Genomic DNA, 18,847 nt, shown 5'->3' with positions numbered 1-18,847 from the left:
CCACTACTTTCCGCGCCAACCGGTGACCGGCAGCCGGAACTTGCGCACCAGCCGGTCGGTGAATGGCGCGCTGTCCAGCCGCGCCCATTTCACCGGCGTGGCACAGCGGGTGACCTCGAGTCGGCTGCCGGCCGGTATCAGCATTTCGCGGCGACCGTCGCAGAACACCAAGGCGTCGTGCCCGTCTGCCTCTACTTCGATGGCGATGGTGGCTTCGGGGCTGGTGACCATCGGCCGGCCGAACAGCGCGTGAGCGTTGTTGGGGACCACCAAGATCGCCTCCAGGTCGGGCCACAGCACCGGGCCACCCGCGGAGAATGCATAGGCGGTCGATCCGGTCGGCGTCGACACCAACACCCCATCGCAACCAAACGCCGACACCGGTCTGCCGTCGACTTCCACGACCACCCCGAGCACGCCCAGCCGCGGGCCCTTCTCCAGACTGACTTCGTTGAGCGCCCATCCCTGGCTGATGATGCGGCCCCCCTGGCGTACCACGACATCCAGGGTCAACCGGTCTTCCACCCGGTAATCCTGTGCGACAACATGCTCTAGCACCGCATCGATAGCCTCGGCCTCGGCCTCAGCGAGAAAGCCGATCCGGCCCAGGTTCACGCCCAGCACCGGGATGGCGGCGTTGCGGGCCAGCTCGGCTGCCCGCAAAAAGGTGCCATCGCCGCCCAGAACCAGCACCAGTTCGCAGGCGTCGGCAGCGTGCTGGTCCGCGTCGACCACCTCGATCTCGACCCCCATGGCCCGCATGTCGTCGGGGGCCAGATGTAGCGACCCGCGATCCACCGCTTCGGCAGAGAGTGCGCGAAGCGCAATTCCGTTGTCGCCCAAGACTTTTTCTACGCGCCGCGCGGTCTCGGTAGCTTCTTCGCGTCCGGTGTGGACGACGAGCAGGACGGTACGTTGAGTGGTCTGCTGAGAAGTCACTGCGGCCCCTCCCGGACGGCGCGCGCCACCGCGCCAACGAGCGCATCAGTGGACAGGGCGTTGTCGGTCTGGGCGCGCAACCACAAGAAGTATTCGACATTGCCCGACGGGCCCGGTAGCGGGCTGGGCGTGACGTCGACAGTGTGCCAACCCAGCTCCCCGGCCCGCCGCGCAACGGCAAGCACCGATCCCGCGCGCAACTGCGGGTCATGGACCACCCCGCCGGGGCCGACCTGACCTTTCCCCACCTCAAACTGCGGCTTCACCATTGGAACGATATCGCCGGCGCGCGAAGCGCATCCAACCAGCGCGGGCAACACGGTAGCCAACGAGATGAACGACAGGTCGGCAACTACCAGGTCGACGCAGCCGCCGATCGCCTCGGGTGAGAGGTCGCGTGCGTTGGTCCGCTCGACGACCACCACCCGAGGGTCAGTGCGCAGCGACCACGCCAGCTGGCCGTATCCGACATCCGCGGCGACCACCACGGCGGCACCCCGGTCCAGGAGCACTTCGGTGAACCCACCGGTCGATGCACCCAGGTCCAGGCAGCGCCGCCCCGCCACCGGCATCCCGAACGCGTCCAGCGCACCGATAAGTTTGTGCGCTCCGCGCGATACCCAGGTGCGATCGCCGTCGGCCAGCACGGTCAGGGCCGCCGTGGCCGACACGGCGGTGGCCGGCTTGACCGCCGGCAGGCCGTCGATCCGCACCTTGCCGGCGCCGATCAACTCCGCTGCCTGCTGACGAGATCGCGCTAGGCCCCGCCGGACTAGTTCGGCATCAACGCGGGCACGCCGTGCCACGCTGCACTCAGCCCTTCTCCGCCGACTCCAGGGCCGCCAATAGCACGTCGTGTGCCTCGGAAAGACGGCGCGCAATGTCTTCCAGCTCGCCCAGACACGGCCCGTTTTCGGCGTCTGCGGCGTCGGGCAGCTGAGCCAGCAAGGATTCGATTTCGACGCGAATCTGGTCAGGATCGATGGTCATTGCGTTCCTACGCTAGTCACCGGCTAGTCGCTATGCATCAGGGACCAGCGTTGCAGGGCATCGCGGGCCCGCTCGTCGCCGGCCTTGATGCACAGTGATCGCCCTCGAAAATCGGGGCACTGCGCGTCCCATAGCGCGCTGGCAACAGCGCGAACGATGGACAGCCCGTCATCCTCGCTTTCGAGGTCGTCGATGTCGCCGTTCGCACGGACGGTTACCGCACCACCGCCGATGTCGGTCTGCCAGCCCGGCTGCGGCGCCACCGCGAGCAGCCTGCTGATCTGGTGCAGCGAACGTAGGTCGTGGCCAATATAGGTGGGCCGGCGCAGCGGTTCGGCGTACACGGCGTCCCGTGCGCTGTTTACCCCGGTGAGCACCATCAGGCTGGGCAACCCCGCGGCGTTGGCACCCTCGATGTCGGTGTCCAGGCGGTCACCGACCACCAGTGGAGCGCGGAAGTCGCCCCGGGCCACCGCCTCGGTCATCAGTGCTGGCGCGGGCTTGCCGGCCACCTGGGGATCCATGCCGGTGGCCGTGCGCAGCGCGGCCACCATGGACCCGTTACCGGGCAGCAGGCCCCGTTCGGTGGGCAAGGTGGGGTCGACGTTGGCGGCCACCCACAGGGCGCCAGCCCGGATGGCCAGCGCGGCTTCGGCAAGGTCGGACCAGGCGATGGTCAACGAAAGGCCCTGCACGACGGCGTCGGGTTGGTCTGCAAAGCGGCGCACCGGACGCAGTCCGACCGCGCTGACTTCGTTGGCCAACGCTTCGGTCCCGACGATTAGCACTCGAGAACCCGGCGCCAGCTGGCCGGCCAGCAGGTGGGCAGCACTCTGGGCGCTGGTGACGACGTCCTCGCCGGTTGCGGTGAAGCCCAGCTCGTTCAGGTGCGCCGCCACCTCGTCGGCGCTGCGGGAGGCGTTGTTGGTGACGAACAGCTTGCGGCTGCGCACCTCACGCAGCGAGTGCACCGCGCCGCCGGTGGGCTCGGAACCACGAAACACCGTCCCGTCCAGGTCGATCAGTAGGCAGTCATATTCCTGCGCAATGCTTTTCACTTTTCTTCCTGTGAACCCAGCTCGTTGACCCGATCTTCGGCGTCGGTGACGCCATCGATGTCCGCCGCCGCGGATCGCAGAAACCATTGCAATGCCGCCTCGCCGCGGCCCAGGGCCAGCAACATCTCAGCGTAGGCGTAGAACAGTCGCGCCGCGGTCGAGCCGGTACGGTCCGGGTCGAGCTGCGGCGTGGACAACACCGTCAAAGCCTGCTCCAGCTGCCCGAGATCCGCGCGCGCGCCGGCGGCTACGATGCGCAACTCGTCGGCGGCGTCACCGCTGAGCTCGGCCGCCTCCGGGCCGCGGGTCAGTTCGATGGCCCGCTGCGGTCGGCCCAGACCGCGTTCGCAATCCGCGATCAGCGCAAGCAACGGCGACTTGCTACCCATTCTTCGGGCTGCCCGCAATTCGGCCAGCGCTTGAGCCCAATCGCCGCAGTGGTAGGCGGCGATTCCGACCGCTTCGCGCACCGCGGCAATCCGGCTCGCCCGGGCCCTTGCCGCACGCGCGTGGCGCAGGGCGGCCGCCGGATCGTCGTCAATCACTTCACCCGCAGCCACCAGGTGACGCGCCACCGCGTCGGCGGTGGCACGGTCTAAGGTGCTCAGTTCACGCCGGACCTCGGGCGCCAATTGCCTGGCTTCGATGCCGGGCGGGATCGCGGGCTCGTCCTGGTGGGTCGCACGATCGCTGTGGGCGGGAGCGGGCCGGGGCGCAGCGGGCCGCGCGCGGCCCGGGCCCGACCAAGAGCCGTCGTGCCGCCGGCCCCGGCGAGGGCCGCCGGATGCCGAGCGGGGTCGTCGCTCGTCGCTGCGCCCCTGCCTGTCGTCGACCACTCGGTAGAGGTTACGGGTACCTTCGACAGCCTCACAAAGGCCTCGCAACCCGGGCCCGTCGGCTAGCGATTGTTGGGACGCTGCTAGGCCTGCAACCGGTTGGGCATCAGCGGGGCTATCAGCGCCGGGCAATAGGTCGAGATCGCGACGATGGTGAACGCACTCGCCATATCGCGCGACATGCCGTTATTCTCAGCCATTCTGGACGTGATCGATTCGAACGTTCCACCTGGCGCAACCACCATCGGACAAACCGACCGGCCTAGCGCCATTGTGGTTGCCGGCTGGCCATAGGAAATGCCCGCGTTGTTCAATGCCGCCAGGAATGCGTTACCCATCATGTCCGCTTGGATCGGCGCCGCACAGCTCGCCGCGGCGCCAAACACCCCGGCCGTCAACGCGAAAAGAGCCGTCGCCTGCCGGCCCGTTCGCCATGTCCGTGTCGCGCCCGACTGTCCCGTCATCTCCCGCTTCTCATTTGTCCGCTGTTGCACCTGCGTCAATCAAGCACCGTGACAACAGTGGCCAACAAGAGTCACATTCACAGCACAGTGGGATAAAGGTTTGCCCATAACGCGATTCGTGGGGGCTGCGCGCGCGACAGGCGGGTAATGCGCCGCCGCGGGTCCTAGCAGTGCGTTTCGCCGCCAGTAGGGCAGAAGGTCCCCCGATTGACGGACACTGCTGTCCCCCGGATGGGGGATTCCGCATTTCCTCCCACCACCGACTGGTCGTGGGATACCAGCGGAACCCGAACCCGCCAAAAATGGGTCACGAAGCGGAAATCGACCACAACGCAACGTAGCTCGCCTGGCGCACAGAAGGAGGTGGCTGTCTGTCACGCGAGTTCGGCCCGGCGGCGACGCCGGCGAGTTAGGTCAACGCTCCTTGTAGACTTCGACGGGGGTCTCATCACCTCCCATCCCCCCCAAGTTTGAGATCCCCGTCGAACCCCAACAACCACGATCCAGGCTTCAGCGGGGATCTCAGCGCCCCCCCATCTGAGATCCCCGCTGCGCCCCAAATACTGTCTGCCACGACCGGACCGCCAGCGGGGGTCTTATCGATGCATCCCCCCACCCCACCCCGAGATAAGATCCCCGCTGGACCTCCCCTTAGGCCCACGTCAGGCCCAACTAAGCAACGTAAACCCCTGTCGGAACTGCCTGGGCTTGACGCCAAGCAACCAACGACGGCGCCGGTTGGCCCGGATTGGTCGCACTGGCCGACTCGCGTCTTGGGCCACGCCGATCCCACGACGATCGCGCACCATGCCGGCACCCACCGCATTATCTCCCCGGACCAGACTTGGCTGGCCGTCCAACCTCTGCTGGAACCTGCGGGCATCACCCGCGTCGCCGACCTGACCTGGCTGGACGATTTCGGAATTCCCACCGTACAAGCGGTGCGCCCCGCATCGTTGACGCTGTCGGTCAGTCAGGGAAAGGCCACTACCTATCGAGCCGCCCAAGTCTCAGCCGTCATGGAGTCCTTGGAGAACTGGCATGCCGAGAACTTGACTCCGGACCTGTCATTCACGGCCACAACGGATCTCGCCTCATCTCTGACATACGACCCCGCCGATCTCAACCGCCCGGCCGGGAGCTTGTACCACAGCGCCGCCAAGCTCGACTGGATGGTCGCGACGACGTTGCTGACCGGCCGACGAACCTGGGTGCCGTGGTTAGCCGTCGTGGTGAACGTGGTGGTCAGCGATTGCTGGGCACCGCCGATGTTCAGCATGGACACCTCGGGATTGGCCTCGGGTAACAGCTATCACGAAGCCACCCTGCATGCCCTGTACGAGGTCATGGAACGCAACGCCATGGCCACCCCGGGTTCGACACTGTACGAGGTGCCACTCGAGGATGTCGCCGGCTCGGACTGCGCCGAGCTGGTGGAGATGGTTCACCGGGCCGGAAGCGAACTCCATATTGCCCGCATCGACACCTGGGATGGCTTCTACTGCTTCGCTGCTGAGCTGACCTCGCCGATGGCGGAAGTGGCGTTCAGCGGCAGCGGACTGCACCACGATCCGAACGTTGCGCTGTCACGGGCGATTACCGAGGCCGCGCAATCCCGGCTGACGGCCATCAGCGGAGCCCCCGAGGATCTGCCCACAGCGATCTACCATCGGTTCGCCCGGGTGCACACCCTCGCCCCGGCCCGCCGATCCATGCAGTCGATGCCTGACGCGGCCCCCACGCCGTGGCACGTCGAATACACCGACTCGCTGACCGACCTGACGGCATGGGCGGCAACCGCGGTGGCCTCCCGGACCGGGGTCGAACCGCTCGCGGTGGTGTGCAACTTCGCCGACGGCTGTGTTCCCGTCGTGAAGGTCATCGCCCCACGCCTGATGGCATCCACCGTTTCGCCGATGCGTACCCCGCTGCAGGAGCAGTCATGACAGCCGACGGCCGGGTAGTCGTCACGGCGGGACCGACGATCAGCGGGGACGAAATCCACGCTGTTCTACCCAATGCCGAAGTGGTACCGCCGATTTCGTTCGGTGAAGCCCTTCGGTACGGGTTGCGGGCGGGCGATACGCTGCTGATCGTCGATGGACTTTTCTTTCAGCGCGCGTCGGTGCGACACAAAGAATTGCTGACCCTGATCGGCGACGGGGTACGGGTCGTCGGCTCATCCAGCATGGGAGCGCTGCGGGCGGCGGAGTTGCATCCCTTCGGTATGGAGGGCTATGGCTGGGTCTTCGAGGGGTATCGGGACGGGCTGCTGGAGGCCGACGACGAGGTGGGCATGGTGCACGGCGATCCCGAAGACGGCTATCCGGTGTTCGTCGATGCACTGGTCAATATCCGTCAAACAGTGACGCGGGCGGTCGAATCCGCGGTGTTGTCAGCGCCGCTGGCTGACCAGCTCATCCAAACCGCCCGCAACACACCGTTGACCATGCGCACCTGGGATCGACTGCTGAACACTGCCGGTATACCCGAAAGCCGCACTCTCGCAAGTCAGTTGCGGTCGTTGCGCGTCGACGTCAAACACGACGACGCGGTGCTGGCATTGCATGAGATCGTCCGCGGCGGTGGCGGCGACGCGGTCCGGCCAGGGCCACTTCCGACCGTGTGGTCGGAGCGTTGGCGGCAGCGGTGGGCACCGCCGACGCCCGTCGCGGTGACAACCGGGGACGGTGCCGAGTCGGTGGTCGACGTCGCCGACGTCGACGTACTCTCGTTGTTGAGCCTGTGCGCGACCGATCGGTGGGCGTATCTCCCCGCCCTCGAGCAAGTCGCTGCTTGGTACTGGACCTTGGCGCACCCGGGTGAAGACGGCGGCGTTGCGTATCGCGCGTCTCGAGCCACCGCCGAGGTCAGCGCCGATAGCTACGAACGTGCACTGGAAACCGTGGCGCACGGTTATGCGTTGGCCACTGGGATTATCGATGAGTCCGGATTTCCCGAGCAGGTCAGGTCGCGCTGGCTCACCGCCGAGGAGAGCAAAACACTAAGTGGCGACCCAATTGCAATCTCGGCGCGGCTGGCCACTCGCACTCTATTTTTCGCCCGCTCACTACCAGCCATCCAGCACTTCCTCGACCTGCTACGCGACGATCCGCGACTGCCCGAATGGCGCGCAATAGCAGCCCACGCGTTGGCAAAGCGCGACGAATTGGCCCGCCAGAAACCGCATTTGAACCTACGTCGACCCGACCCAACACAACTCAAGCGGCTCTTCGGCAATCGCTGGGGCACAGCGGTCGATCGCATCGAGCTGGCCCGGCGCGGCCTGATGACCGACGACGCCTTCTACACCGCGGGCGCCCTGTTCGCCGTCGCGGCCGCCGATGACCAATTGCCATCCATCGAAGTCGGCACGCTGGGTCGCGGCTGACATCGGTTGGGTGTGATTTCCCACTGCGCCCAAATTCGACCGCCAAACTCCTGTGTCACGCGAAATCGCTTCACAGCTCTTATTCAGCAGATTCCTAGCGGGGGATACGGCGATTGCCCGAAATGCCCTGGCATCCTGGGGATGTACGCTGCCGGGCGCCAGGTGATGAGCAGGCGCAGCGGCTCGGCTACGATTAAGTGCCTGTTCCCACTGTCGCAAAAGGGCAATTTCGAAGGCTACGGCCGGTGTCCGCGAACTATTGGCGCGAAAGGGATTCCATGGGGCGCTCACGTCACATATCGCATTGGGACCCTGAGGACGTGGTGGCTTGGGACGCCGGAAACAAGGTCGTCGCCCGGCGCAATTTGGTTTTTTCGATCGTGACCATGCATGTTGGTTTCTCGATCTGGGCTCTTTGGTCGGTGCTGGTGCTATTCATGCCGCAGTCTGTTTATGGCTTTTCGGCAGGTGACAAGCTGCTGCTGGGTGCCACCGCTACTCTGGTTGGCGCATGCGTGCGAATCCCCTATGTGATGGCTACCGCCAGATTCGGTGGGCGTAACTGGGCGACGTGCTCGTCGCTGGTGCTGCTGCTCCCCACCGTCGGAGCCATCGTGCTACTGGCCAACCCCGGTTTGCCGTTGTGGCCGTATCTGGTCTGCGCCGCGCTGAGCGGATTGGGCGGTGGTAACTACGCCGCGTCGCTGGCAAACGTCGAAGCCTTCTACCCGCAGCGGCTCAAGGGCGTGGCGCTGGGTCTGACCGGAGGGATCGGCAACCTGGGGGTAGCCGCCATCCAGGCCGTCGGGCTCTTCGTGCTGGCGACCGCCGGCCACGAAGCACCGTACTGGGTGTGCGCCGTCTACCTGGTGCTGCTTGCCGTCGCCGGTATCGGCGCTGCACTATTCATGGACAACTTGACCCACGTCATCGAGCTGGGCCACTTGCGCTCCGTTCTTTCAGTGCCCGATGCGTGGGGGGTCTCGTTCCTCTACATGTGCGCCTCCGGCTCGTTTATTGGCTTTGCGTTCGCATTCGGCCAGGTAATCCAGCTCAACTACTTGGCAGCGGGGCAGAGCACCGCGCAGGCGTCGCTGCACGCCGCCGAGATCGCCTTCATCGGGCCACTGCTGGGATCGATGGCACGGATCGCCGGCGGCAAGTTGGGCGACCGGTTCGGCGGCGGCCGCATCACCCTGGGCGTCTTTGTCGGCATGATCCTGGGTGCCGCGGTGCTGGTCGGCGTGAGCATCCACGACGACCTCAACCATGGCCCCGACGGCCGCACGACGGCGGCCACGATGATCGGCTACGTCATCGGCTTCATCGCACTATTCATCTTCTGCGGGATGGGTAAGGGGACTGTTTTCAAGCTGATCCCGTCGATCTTCGCCGACCGCAGTCACGCGCTGAACGTCAGCGAAACGGAGCGCCGCCACTGGGCACACGTCATGTCGGGAGCGTTGATCGGGTTCGCCGGCGCGTTCGGCGCACTGGGCGGTGTAGGGATCAATTTGGCCCTCCGGCAGTCGTATGCAACCAGTGGTACCGAGACGCCGGCCTTCTGGGCCTTCCTGGTGTGCTATCTCTGCGCGGCGGCGCTGACCTGGACAAGGTACGTGCGGCCGCAGAGCGCGCGTGTCGCGGCACGACGAATATCGGAAAAGGATCAGAAGCTGTCCAGGGCACCCGCATAAGCGCACTGCGCGTGCTCGGATGCGCCCCACCTGGTGGCGTTCATGCATCTGAAATGCGAGCGGCGCCACAGGCTGCGCCGCGTCCAGCACGGGCGCGCATTTCCAAATCCAAAGGGCCCCTTCCGGGTAGCGAACGCGGGCAACAACTGTCCCAATGCGACACACCAAAGAAGTGGCGGATTCGGCCAAGATCTGCTGTCCACCGATTGGGGGCCAGCACCCCCTACTCGGTCGACCAACCCGTTCTAGACCCGTTCTATCCCGGCGATGTTCCGCTTTCCACGACGCAGCACCAACCAGCGGCCATGCAGGAAATCCGATAGCTGCGGCGCCCATTCCTCGCTGTCGATACGAACGTTATTGACCGATACCCCACCCTCGTTGATCGTGCGCCGCGCGGCACCCTTGCTGGCCGACAGGCCGCTGGCCACCAGCAGGTCGACGATCCCGCCGGGACCGCCCGGTTTGAGTTCGGCGACCGAGGTTTCACGCAACGCGGCCGCCAACGTCGCCTCGTCAAGGCGGGCCAACTCGCCCTGGCCGAATAACGCCCTGCTGGCATGCTCGACCGCTTCGGTGGCCGCCTCGCCATGCACCCCAACGGTGAGCTCTCGAGCGAGCCGGCGTTGGGCGGCCCGCTGTTGCGGGCGCTGCGCTGTGGCCTGTTCCAGTTCAGCCAGCTCATCGGCCGACAGGAAGGTGAACCACCGCAGGTACCGGACCACATCCGCGTCCGCGGTGTTCACGAAGTACTGGTACCAGGCATAGGGACTGGTCATCTGGGGGTCCAGCCACAAGCTGCCGCCGCCGGTGGACTTGCCGAACTTGGTGCCATCGGCAGCGGTCACCAGTGGAACCGTGAGCGCGTGCACCGTCGCACCGAGCTTCTGGCGCACCAGCCGAACCCCGGCGATGATGTTGCCCCACTGATCTGAACCGCCGATCTGCAGCGTGCAGCCGTACCGGCGATGCAGTTCGACGTAGTCGTTGGCCTGCAGCAGCATGTAGCTGAATTCCGTGTAGGAGATCCCCTCCCCCGCCAGACGCCGCCTGATTGTGTCGCGATCGAGCATTACGTTGATCGAGAAATGCTTGCCGATGTCACGTAGGAACTCGATCACCGACGTGGCGCGGGTCCATTCGAAGTTGTTCACGATGACCGCGCCCAGTGCGGACTGGGCCGAGTCGTCGAAGTCGACGAAGCGTTCCAGCTGCCCGCGGATCCGCGCCGTCCATTCGGCGACGGTATCGGCCTCGTTGAGACTGCGCTCGCCGACCTCACGCGGGTCCCCGATCATGCCGGTGGCCCCGCCGGCAAGCACGACGGGGCGGTGGCCGGCGCGCTGAAAGCGCCGCAGCGCCAGCAGCGGCACCAGATTCCCGGCATGCAGGCTGGGCGCGGTGGGATCGAAGCCGGCGTACACCGTCATCGGCCCACGCCGCGCTTCGGCGGCGAGCGCGTCGAGGTCGGTGGACTGCGCGATCAGCCCGCGCCAGCCCAGCTCGTCGAGGATCCCAGCAGACCCAGAAAACTTGGCAGACATCCCGCAAGACTCTAGTCGCTGGCTCCCGGGGCCGGCGCCCGCGAGCTTCGGCGGTATGCCGAGACTTCCGGTCGGCCGCCAAGCCACAATCGCCACGGCCGGTCGGCGGCTTTGCTGACTCCGACGCGCGGACCCGACAGCGCGGTAACGCCCTCATTGAGCCGCAACCGCACCGGACTGTCCGGATCGAATAGGTCGATCCCGTTGTCGGCCATGGTGATTCCTAGGGCCGAACACAGATTCCCCGGACCGCGCGCCAGCGCAACGGTGCTTACCGCCTCGCCCCGCCGGGTCCGGGCGACATCCGCGCCGTCGGCTACGGCGCAGGCGCGCAGCAACACCGCGGCAGCCGTGCCGTCAGGTGCGCAGGCGACATTGGCGCAGACATGGATGCCATGGCTTCGGTAGGTGTACAGCCGCCCGGGGGGCCCGAACATCACGGCGTTGCGGCCATTGCGGCCGCGGTAGGAGTGCGCGGCGGCGTCCGGCCAGGGACCGTCGGGGCCCCCGCCATACGCTTCGACCTCGACGACGATGCCGCACACCCCCCGTCCGGTGATAGTGGCGCCGATCAGTCGATGCGCCACCGCGACCGGGTCGCCGGCGAGTTGCTCAGCGCTCACCGGACAGATTGTGCACCCCGGGAACGAGGCGACTTATCGAGCCTGGCACTTGACAACCCCGCAACCAGGTTGCAATATTCATCAGATGATGAGTTCATCGCGCGTTGAATTAACGCCGGATGGCGTCGATGCAGCCGTCAGCATCGCCGGTCTGCGGGTGGTTCGTGGCAAACGCGAAGCGCTGCAAGACTTCTCGGTAACGATTGCTCGGGGCACCACCACCGGTCTGCTCGGCCCGTCCGGCTGCGGCAAGACCACCCTGATCCGCTGCATCGTCGGCACCCAGATCGTGGCGTCGGGTACCGTCACCGTGCTCGGTCAACCTGCGGGGTGTGCAGCGCTGCGCCGGCGGGTCGGATACCTGCCCCAAGACCCGACCATCTACAACGACCTGCGGATCATCGACAACGTCGGCTACCTCGCGTCGCTGTATGGCTTCGACAGAAGCGCCGCCGAGAACGCCATCGAGCGGGTAGGGCTAACGGATCACCGCACCGCCTACTGCGGCAACCTCTCTGGTGGTCAACGCACCCGGGTGTCGCTGGCGTGCGCGTTGGTCTGCCAGCCTGAACTGCTTGTGCTTGACGAGCCGACGGTGGGCCTGGACCCGGTGCTGCGGGCGGATCTCTGGGAGCAGTTCAACGATCTCGCCCGCGACGGGACCACGCTGCTGGTCTCCAGCCACGTCATGGACGAGGCCGATCACTGCGGTGACCTGTTGCTGATGCGTGAAGGCCGCCTGGTCGCCCACACCACCGGAACCCAACTCCGAGAGGACACCGGATGCACATCGCTGGACGAAGCGTTTCTGACCATCATCAAACGCGGCAGCGCACGTCAGGCCGTGTAGGCCTGCAGGCGTACATCGCGACCACGGCGCGAATCCTGCGTCAGCTGGCCGCCGATCACCGCAGCGTCGCGATGATCCTGGTGGTGCCGAGCGCGATTATCACGTTGATGTACTTCATGTTCGAGAAGGTCCCGCATCGGCCCGGCACCCCCGCGCCATTCAACACCGCCTGCCTGATTCTGCTGGGCCTGTTCCCGCTGCTGCTGATGTTTCTGATCACCTCGATCACCATGCAGCGCGAGCGGGCCTCGGGAACATTGGAGCGCATTCTGACCACGCCGCTGCGCCGGTTCGACCTGCTGGCGGCATACGGAACCGCGTTTTCGATCGCCGCGGCGGCGCAAGCGACCCTGGCCTGCATCGTGTCGTTCTGGCTACTCGGGCTCGACACCGCGGGAAACCCGCTGTGGGTCTTCGTCATCGCGATCATCAACGCGGTTCTAGGCGTCGGCCTGGGATTGCTGTGCAGCGCCTTCGCGCGTACCGAGTTTCAAGCCGTCCAGTTCATGCCGGTGGTGATCGTGCCGCAGCTGCTGCTGGCCGGGGTGATCGTCCCGCGGTCCGCGATGCCGAACTGGCTGGAGTGGATCAGCAACGTGATGCCGGCCAGCTACGCATTGGAAGCCCTCCAGCAGGTGGGCGCGCACCCGGAACTGACCGACATAGCAGTGCGCGACATGGTCGTCGTGTTGGTGTTCGCGATCGCCGCACTGGGCCTGGCTGCGGCAACACTACGGCGACGGACACCCTAACGTGACGACCACCAAGAATGGGCGCAGGCGGCCCGGGCGCCCCGCCGGCAATTCCGATACCCGGCAGCGCATCCTGACCTGCGCCCGAGAACTGTTTGCGCACAACGGTATTGACCGGACCTCGATACGGTCCGTGGCCGCGGCGGCCGAAGTGGATGCCGCCCTGGTACATCATTATTTCGGTACCAAACAACAGCTTTTTGCCGCGGCGATCCACATGCCGATCGACCCCATGACAGTGTTGATACCCATTCGGGAAACCCCCGTCGACGAACTCGGACTCAAACTCGCCTCGGTCTTGCTGACAATCTGGGATTCCGAACTGGGCGCCGGGCTCATCGCAAGAGTACGGTCGCTGATCGCGGGCACCGAGGTAGATCTGGCCCGCTCCTTCCTGCAGGAGGTGATAACCGCGGAGGTCGGTGCCCGAGTCGATGTTCCGCGAGGAACGGGCCAAATCCGGGCCCAATTCGTCGCATCGCAATTGATGGGCGTGGTCATGGTTCGCTACATCGTCAAGGTCGAACCGTTCGCGTCCCTGCCGGCAGAACAGATCGCGCAGGCAATCGCACCGAATCTGCAGCGCTACCTCACTGGGGATCTGCCGGAACTCTCGCCATCAATCGGTCGTGTTCCTCATCGCTGACGTCACGGGCCTCATCGACCAGTAGAACCGGGATGCCGTCCTCGATGCGATAGAGGCGCCGCAGCCGCGGGTTATAGAGCACTTTGGTGCCGCCGTCCTCGACCAGCACCATCGGACCCCGGTCAGCCGGGCACACCAGGATGCTCAGCAGCACATCGTCAAGCATTGGTGCGCCGATGCTGGCCAGCTAACCCGGAGCGGACCGTCGGAGTCAATCGCCGATACTCGGCGCCGCCGGAGTCGAAATACCATGTCTGACGCCCCGCTTTGGGAATCCCGGCGGCCCGCAGCGCGCTGACCGTTGGCCGGTAGGTACCGCTGAGCGTCAGCTGCGGAACCACGTGCACGATGTCGGGTCCGCGCCCTACCGGCATGCTCGCCACGGCTTCGGTCAAGTCGGCGGCTGTGACGGTCGCTCCCGGCAGCAACGTCATCGCCGACACCGCGACGTCCTTGCCGCGCACCAAGACGCCGTAGGTCACCGCGAGGTCGACGCCGGTAATGAGGCCCAGCGCGTCGGTAACCGGCTCGGCGTAGACCATCCCGCGCGCGGTACGCACCACCGAGCCGCGCCCACCCGCCAGCCAGTAGTCCCCATCGTCGTCACGCCAGAACAGGTAGTCGGTGGATATCCAGGTATCGGCGGGAGCGAAAACCCCGCGTTTGACCGACGCGGTCGGATCGATCGGCCCCCTGGACTGCGCGAGCAGCACCCCGATCTGGTTGGCGTCGGCGACCTGCACGAAGCCACGGTCGTTCTCCAGAATTAGGTCCTGTTCGGCGTCGTAGGCACCGAGCTCGACGCGCCCGGCACCAGGTAGCGGACGACCCTTGCTGCCGATCTTGGCGCCGACCACGTTGGCGAGCACCGCCTGTCCGTCGGTGGTGGCGAAGAACTCGACGACGTGCGCCGGTGCGAACGCCTCGACAACCCGCTCCCACAGTCCGGTCGGCATGCCCGAGCCGATAAACAGCCGGACCGGATGGTTGCCATGCAGCACAAACGCCGGATCGTCGACCACGTCGCGCAGCATCGCCCAGGTATACGAGACGACGGTGACGCCGTACTGCCGCACCTCGGCCACGAACCGGTCCGGGCGCAGGCCGCGGGACAAAGCGATGCGGGTTCCACCCACGACCGCGCCACCCAGGCTGACCAACAGTGCAGACTCGTGGTGCAGCGGCGTCAAGCAGTACACCGTGTCCCTGCGATCGAGGGCCGCCGTCGAGGCGGTCCCGAAGGCCGACACTGCCCAGCGGTAGTTGGTGATCTGCTTGGCAACCAGATCGCCGCCGGCCGAACTGAAGGCGATGAACGCCAGATCCCGCGCCAGTCCGGGATTGGGCCGATACCACGCGGGCAAATCGACGGCGTCCGGGTCGATCTTCTCCATGTCGATGACGTCGGCGTCGGCCGGCAGGTCCAGATCGCGCGACTCACCGCCACCGAGCACCAGCACCTGTCCGGGCAACTGGCGCGCGGCATCCAGGTTGGTGGGATCGGTCAGGATCTCGGTCACTCTGCCGAGCCGGACCGACGCGGACAGGTCGGCATCCGGGCGCATCACCACCGCGACCGCACCCAGCCGGGACAGCGCGGCGATGGCGACCAGCGCGCTGGGCCGAGTCTCCATAAGCACACCGACGCGGTCACCCTGGCGAACCCCGACCGCGATCAGGCCACGAACGACGTTGTTGATCCGCCGGTTCACGGCCTCGTAGGTATGCACGCGCCCGTCGAACAACAGAAATTCGCCCCTCGGGGCATCGCGTGCCTGTTCATCGATGACGCTGCCCAGCGAGATCCGAGTGCGGTCGTTGAGCTGTCCCAACCGCGCCAGCCGCGGCAGTGTCCGGACCGTCTCCACGGCCAGGGTGCGAACCGATCTGTTGGCCGTGACGACCGCATCGGCCGCGCCACGAGCCAGCGCCAACGCCGCCTCAGAGACCTCCCCGAGCCCGTGCGCGACCCGGGAACTGAAAGCGACACCGCTGTCGGTATGTTCGGCCGGCTGATCGGCCATCAGGTCGATGTTTTCCGGCTGGGGGGCACCGCTGGAGATCCAGTGCACCCAATCGGCGACGGTCGGCCAGCTCTGCTGTGCCGCTCGGGATCCCACGACGAGACCAAAATGGCCTGTCCGGATGAGACATTCGTAGACCTGGGAGTTGGGCGCGGCCCGTCGGATACCGCGCACCGACGCCGGCTGGCCGATGTCGTCGACCTCACCGACGAACGCCAGGATCGGGCAGGTGATATCGGTGAGCGTCACCATTTGGCCGCTGATCGCAAAACCGCCCGTCATCATTCGATTGTGGGCGATGAACTGCTTGAGCAGTTCCGAGATCGCCGGGCCCGACCAGGCGATCCATCCCTCGCGCTCAAGGAATCTGCGCTGTTGTTCGCGTGGCAGCAGCGCCTCGCGGTCGTGCAGCTGACGCATGAAGTCGACCCGGGCCTTGGCGGTTTTGAGCGGATCCATCATCTGAAAACCCATGCGCGCCATCCAGCTTGGGATGTCCAACCGGTTGAAGACGTGATCGGCCATGAAATCGGCGACCGCGACACCCATGTTCGCCGGGATGCCCATGGGCAGCGCGGCCAGAGTGTCCACCGGCGAGCCGAAGGCCACCACGCTGGCGATGTCCTTGGAACGCCGGTATGCCGCGGCCTGGTAACAGAACATCCCGCCCTGGGAATACCCGACGATGTGCACATCGTGGCCGGTGGCGTCCTTCACCGTGTCGATCGCCTCACCCAGCGCGACGATGTGGTCGGCCAGATTGCGGCGCATGCCGCCCTCGACCTCGTCGGGTGAACCGAAGTCGATTACCCAGGGATCCAGCCCGCTGGCGTGCAGAATCCCCACCGCGCCGTCCTCGCGGGTGACGTCCCACATATCCGCCGACATCATCATCGGGTGCACCATCAGCACCGGCGGACCCACCGACGGCTGTCCCGGCCGGTTGTCCGGCGGAAAATAACGCCGCAGCTTGTACATCGGTACGCTCTCGACGATCTGGGACGGCGACGGGACACTGCCGGTCTCCAGACCCCCGAGTCGCAGGACTTCCAAACCGTTCTGCGCCGTGGCCACCAGACGCTCGATCGGTCGCGTCACCATCGAAAAATTGAGATCCACCACTGCTCCTGAAGGCTCCCTGACTCCGGCCTTGACGGCGTGGTCATCATGGCACATCGACCGCTCCACACGGTTTCGTCACGCCGTTTGCCCACACGCAGATGCGGCGGTCGCACCGTTGGCTCCCCTGCTCAGCCGCTTCATCGACTAATCATAGAATTTAATAATCGCAACCCATCGCGTGCACCCAGTCTGATGTCCAGCGGTACCCCGCGCACGGCCGCCCGCTCCCGCCATCACCGCCGCAGCGGGGCCGATCGAACTCGCCAAGGATGTAGTCACTTGATGCCCAATCATTGACCAGTACTACAGCGAGCTATTCCCTAAAGTGCCCATTGCACCCGAGCGAAACTGCTGGCCGCCCGGTAGTCTTCGGCGAGGCTGCTTGGACCACCAGGCGGCCTTCGATTACAGCAGCGCTCGGCCCACGGGATGTGAGGATTCAACATTGCGCATCGGGAAAATTGCGATCGGCTCAATTGATGAATGGACACTGAGCCCGGGCCTGGTCACCTCGTGGCACCCGACCACTGCGGCCAGGGAAAAGGCCCGGCAAGCTCCGGTCAGTCCCGTACCAGTCAGCTACATGCAGGCCCAACATCTTCGTGGCTATTACGAACGAACAGCCTCCGGGCTCGACTATTCACGACTACTCATCGCGACTTGCGAGGTTCCCGGTCAGTGCGATATTCGTGTCATGAATTATGCCCTCAATGCATACCTGCGTCGACATGATACGTTCCGTAGTTGGTTCGAGTACACCGGTACTGGTGACATCATAAGACGTGTCATCAGCGATCCTGCTGACATCGAATTCGCGCCGACCGATCGCGGCAAGATGACCGTTGAAGAATTGCACGACCATGTAGTGGCGACACCGAATCCGTTTCAGTGGGATTGCTTTACCTTTGGCATTATCCAAAGCGAAGACCACTTCACATTCTATGCGAGTATTGATCATGTCCACGGGGACGCGACGCTAATCGGTATTACGATGTTGGAGTCCCATGCGATGTATGCGGCGTTGACCGCAGGCAATGACCCCCTTGTGCTGCCCGAGGCCGGCAGCTATGACGATTTCTGCACCCAAGAACGCCGGTACACGTCAGCTTTGACCGTGGATTCGCCGCAGGTACGCGCGTGGATCGACTTCGCCGATAATAACAATGGAAGCCTGCCCGAGTTCCCACTTCCACTGGGTAATCCATTGGTGCCCACCTGTAGTGACATGGCCACCGAACTCCTGATGGATGCGGAACAGACCGCGAGATTCGACTCAGCCTGCACGGTGGCCGGCGCACGCTTCGTCGGCGGCTTGTTCGCCTGTTTCGCCCTGGTGGAGCATGAGTTTACGGGCGCTGTCACATATTTCGGACTAACTCCCAGAGATACGCGCCGCAGTACGGAAAACTTCATGACTCAGGGCTGGTTTACCGGCCTGGTTCCGATCATCGTCCCAATAGCTGCAGCATCTTTTAATGATGCCGCTTGGGCAGCACAAGCCTCATTCGACTCGGGTCTGGATTTGGCGAAGGTGCCGTATTACCGAGTATTGGAATTGGCACCGTGGTTGAGCAGGCCTCGACCGAACTTTCCGGTCTCGAACTTCTTGCATGGCGGCGCCGCCCCACTGAACGCCGTGCTCACCGCCGAGTTGGGTAATGCCAAGAATATCGGGATCTACTCAGACGGTAGATATTCATATCAACTAACCATCTATGTATTCAAGTACGAAGAGGGCACGGCAATGGCGGTTATGTTTCCAGACAACCCGGTTGCCCGGAAATCAGTTGCCCGGTATATGGCAGCGATGAAGTCCGTGTGTGGGCGGGTCGCTGACAGTGGGCATTGGGGACGCGTTGCGTAGCGTCGCAGACGGTCGCACACGACCGCGCGGGCCGAAGGTGAGGGAAA

The 18,847-nt window shown here is 65.1% G+C and carries 17 protein-coding genes; 7 read left to right on the top strand and 10 right to left on the bottom strand.

All coding sequences use genetic code 11. The annotated features are described in order from the left end of the window. Positions 1 to 3: 3 nt before the first annotated feature. From AADZ55_RS11015 to AADZ55_RS10990, 6 genes are all read right to left on the bottom strand, one after another. The gene (locus AADZ55_RS11015) at positions 4 to 939 is read right to left on the bottom strand and encodes an NAD kinase (protein WP_085327483.1); all 936 of its coding nucleotides are present in this window, start codon (positions 937 to 939) and stop codon (positions 4 to 6) included. Further along, on the bottom strand, positions 936 to 1,745 hold the full coding sequence (locus AADZ55_RS11010; protein ID WP_085327482.1) for a TlyA family RNA methyltransferase: 810 nt from the start codon (positions 1,743 to 1,745) through the stop codon (positions 936 to 938). Before AADZ55_RS11010 ends, AADZ55_RS11015 begins: the two co-directional genes overlap by 4 nt. A gap of 7 nt (positions 1,746 to 1,752) precedes the next feature. Beyond that, positions 1,753 to 1,929, bottom strand: a complete 177-nt coding sequence (locus tag AADZ55_RS11005) for a hypothetical protein (RefSeq protein ID WP_085327481.1) — start codon at positions 1,927 to 1,929, stop codon at positions 1,753 to 1,755. 23 nt (positions 1,930 to 1,952) lie between these two features. Then, entirely contained in the window at positions 1,953 to 2,987 is a 1,035-nt protein-coding gene (locus AADZ55_RS11000; RefSeq protein ID WP_085327480.1) for an HAD-IIA family hydrolase, read from the bottom strand. Beyond that, entirely contained in the window at positions 2,984 to 3,823 is an 840-nt protein-coding gene (locus AADZ55_RS10995; protein ID WP_085327479.1) for a hypothetical protein, read from the bottom strand. Before AADZ55_RS10995 ends, AADZ55_RS11000 begins: the two co-directional genes overlap by 4 nt. Positions 3,824 to 3,906: 83 nt before the next feature. Beyond that, positions 3,907 to 4,287 (bottom strand): DUF732 domain-containing protein, encoded by a 381-nt coding sequence (locus AADZ55_RS10990; RefSeq protein ID WP_085327478.1) that lies wholly within the window; start codon positions 4,285 to 4,287, stop codon positions 3,907 to 3,909. Between the two features lie 689 nt (positions 4,288 to 4,976). Between AADZ55_RS10990 and AADZ55_RS10985 the strand changes: the two genes are divergently transcribed. The 3 genes from AADZ55_RS10985 to AADZ55_RS10975 all read left to right on the top strand — a co-directional run bounded on the left by AADZ55_RS10985 (position 4,977) and on the right by AADZ55_RS10975 (position 9,375). Then, positions 4,977 to 6,233 (top strand): YcaO-like family protein, encoded by a 1,257-nt coding sequence (locus AADZ55_RS10985; RefSeq protein ID WP_341286308.1) that lies wholly within the window; start codon positions 4,977 to 4,979, stop codon positions 6,231 to 6,233. Further along, positions 6,230 to 7,678: a TfuA-like protein gene (locus tag AADZ55_RS10980; RefSeq protein WP_085324827.1), complete on the top strand. Its 1,449-nt coding sequence runs from the start codon at positions 6,230 to 6,232 to the stop codon at positions 7,676 to 7,678. The genes AADZ55_RS10985 and AADZ55_RS10980 overlap by 4 nt, the downstream gene beginning before the upstream one ends. A gap of 278 nt (positions 7,679 to 7,956) precedes the next feature. Continuing rightward, positions 7,957 to 9,375 (top strand): nitrate/nitrite transporter, encoded by a 1,419-nt coding sequence (locus AADZ55_RS10975; RefSeq protein ID WP_085324826.1) that lies wholly within the window; start codon positions 7,957 to 7,959, stop codon positions 9,373 to 9,375. A gap of 245 nt (positions 9,376 to 9,620) precedes the next feature. Here the strand turns inward: AADZ55_RS10975 and tyrS are convergent, their stop codons facing one another. Together tyrS and AADZ55_RS10965 are read right to left on the bottom strand one after the other, a co-directional pair. Next, the gene (gene tyrS / locus AADZ55_RS10970; RefSeq protein ID WP_085324825.1) at positions 9,621 to 10,919 is read right to left on the bottom strand and encodes a tyrosine--tRNA ligase; all 1,299 of its coding nucleotides are present in this window, start codon (positions 10,917 to 10,919) and stop codon (positions 9,621 to 9,623) included. An 11-nt stretch (positions 10,920 to 10,930) separates the two neighbouring features. Next, positions 10,931 to 11,542: a DNA-3-methyladenine glycosylase gene (locus tag AADZ55_RS10965; RefSeq protein ID WP_085324824.1), complete on the bottom strand. Its 612-nt coding sequence runs from the start codon at positions 11,540 to 11,542 to the stop codon at positions 10,931 to 10,933. An 85-nt stretch (positions 11,543 to 11,627) separates the two neighbouring features. On the opposite strand from AADZ55_RS10965, the gene AADZ55_RS10960 reads away from it, so the two are divergent. Genes AADZ55_RS10960 through AADZ55_RS10950 form a run of 3 tightly spaced genes read left to right on the top strand, consistent with a single transcriptional unit; the run spans position 11,628 to position 13,790 of the window. After that, positions 11,628 to 12,392, top strand: coding sequence for an ABC transporter ATP-binding protein (locus tag AADZ55_RS10960; RefSeq protein WP_085324823.1), 765 nt, complete (start codon positions 11,628 to 11,630; stop codon positions 12,390 to 12,392). Positions 12,393 to 12,394: 2 nt separating this feature from the next. Beyond that, on the top strand, positions 12,395 to 13,144 hold the full coding sequence (locus tag AADZ55_RS10955) for an ABC transporter permease (protein WP_242670089.1): 750 nt from the start codon (positions 12,395 to 12,397) through the stop codon (positions 13,142 to 13,144). A 1-nt stretch (position 13,145) separates the two neighbouring features. Beyond that, on the top strand, positions 13,146 to 13,790 hold the full coding sequence (locus tag AADZ55_RS10950; protein ID WP_085324821.1) for a TetR family transcriptional regulator: 645 nt from the start codon (positions 13,146 to 13,148) through the stop codon (positions 13,788 to 13,790). Here AADZ55_RS10950 and AADZ55_RS10945 read toward each other — a convergent pair. Both AADZ55_RS10945 and AADZ55_RS10940 read right to left on the bottom strand, forming a co-directional pair. Next, entirely contained in the window at positions 13,735 to 13,956 is a 222-nt protein-coding gene (locus AADZ55_RS10945) for a Trm112 family protein (protein ID WP_085324820.1), read from the bottom strand. The genes AADZ55_RS10950 and AADZ55_RS10945 overlap by 56 nt on opposite strands. Continuing rightward, positions 13,949 to 16,936 carry an acyl-CoA synthetase gene (locus AADZ55_RS10940; RefSeq protein ID WP_085324819.1) on the bottom strand — a complete coding sequence of 996 codons (2,988 nt, stop codon included), beginning with the start codon at positions 16,934 to 16,936 and terminating at the stop codon, positions 13,949 to 13,951. Before AADZ55_RS10940 ends, AADZ55_RS10945 begins: the two co-directional genes overlap by 8 nt. Positions 16,937 to 17,381: 445 nt before the next feature. On the opposite strand from AADZ55_RS10940, the gene AADZ55_RS10935 reads away from it, so the two are divergent. Further along, the gene (locus AADZ55_RS10935) at positions 17,382 to 18,800 is read left to right on the top strand and encodes a condensation domain-containing protein (protein ID WP_085324848.1); all 1,419 of its coding nucleotides are present in this window, start codon (positions 17,382 to 17,384) and stop codon (positions 18,798 to 18,800) included. Positions 18,801 to 18,847: the final 47 nt, after the last annotated feature.

The organism is Mycobacterium decipiens, assembly GCF_963853665.1.
Taxonomy (GTDB): domain Bacteria; phylum Actinomycetota; class Actinomycetes; order Mycobacteriales; family Mycobacteriaceae; genus Mycobacterium; species Mycobacterium decipiens.
Note: the sequence above shows the minus strand (reverse complement) of the source record. Positions and strands in the feature narration are given on the sequence as shown.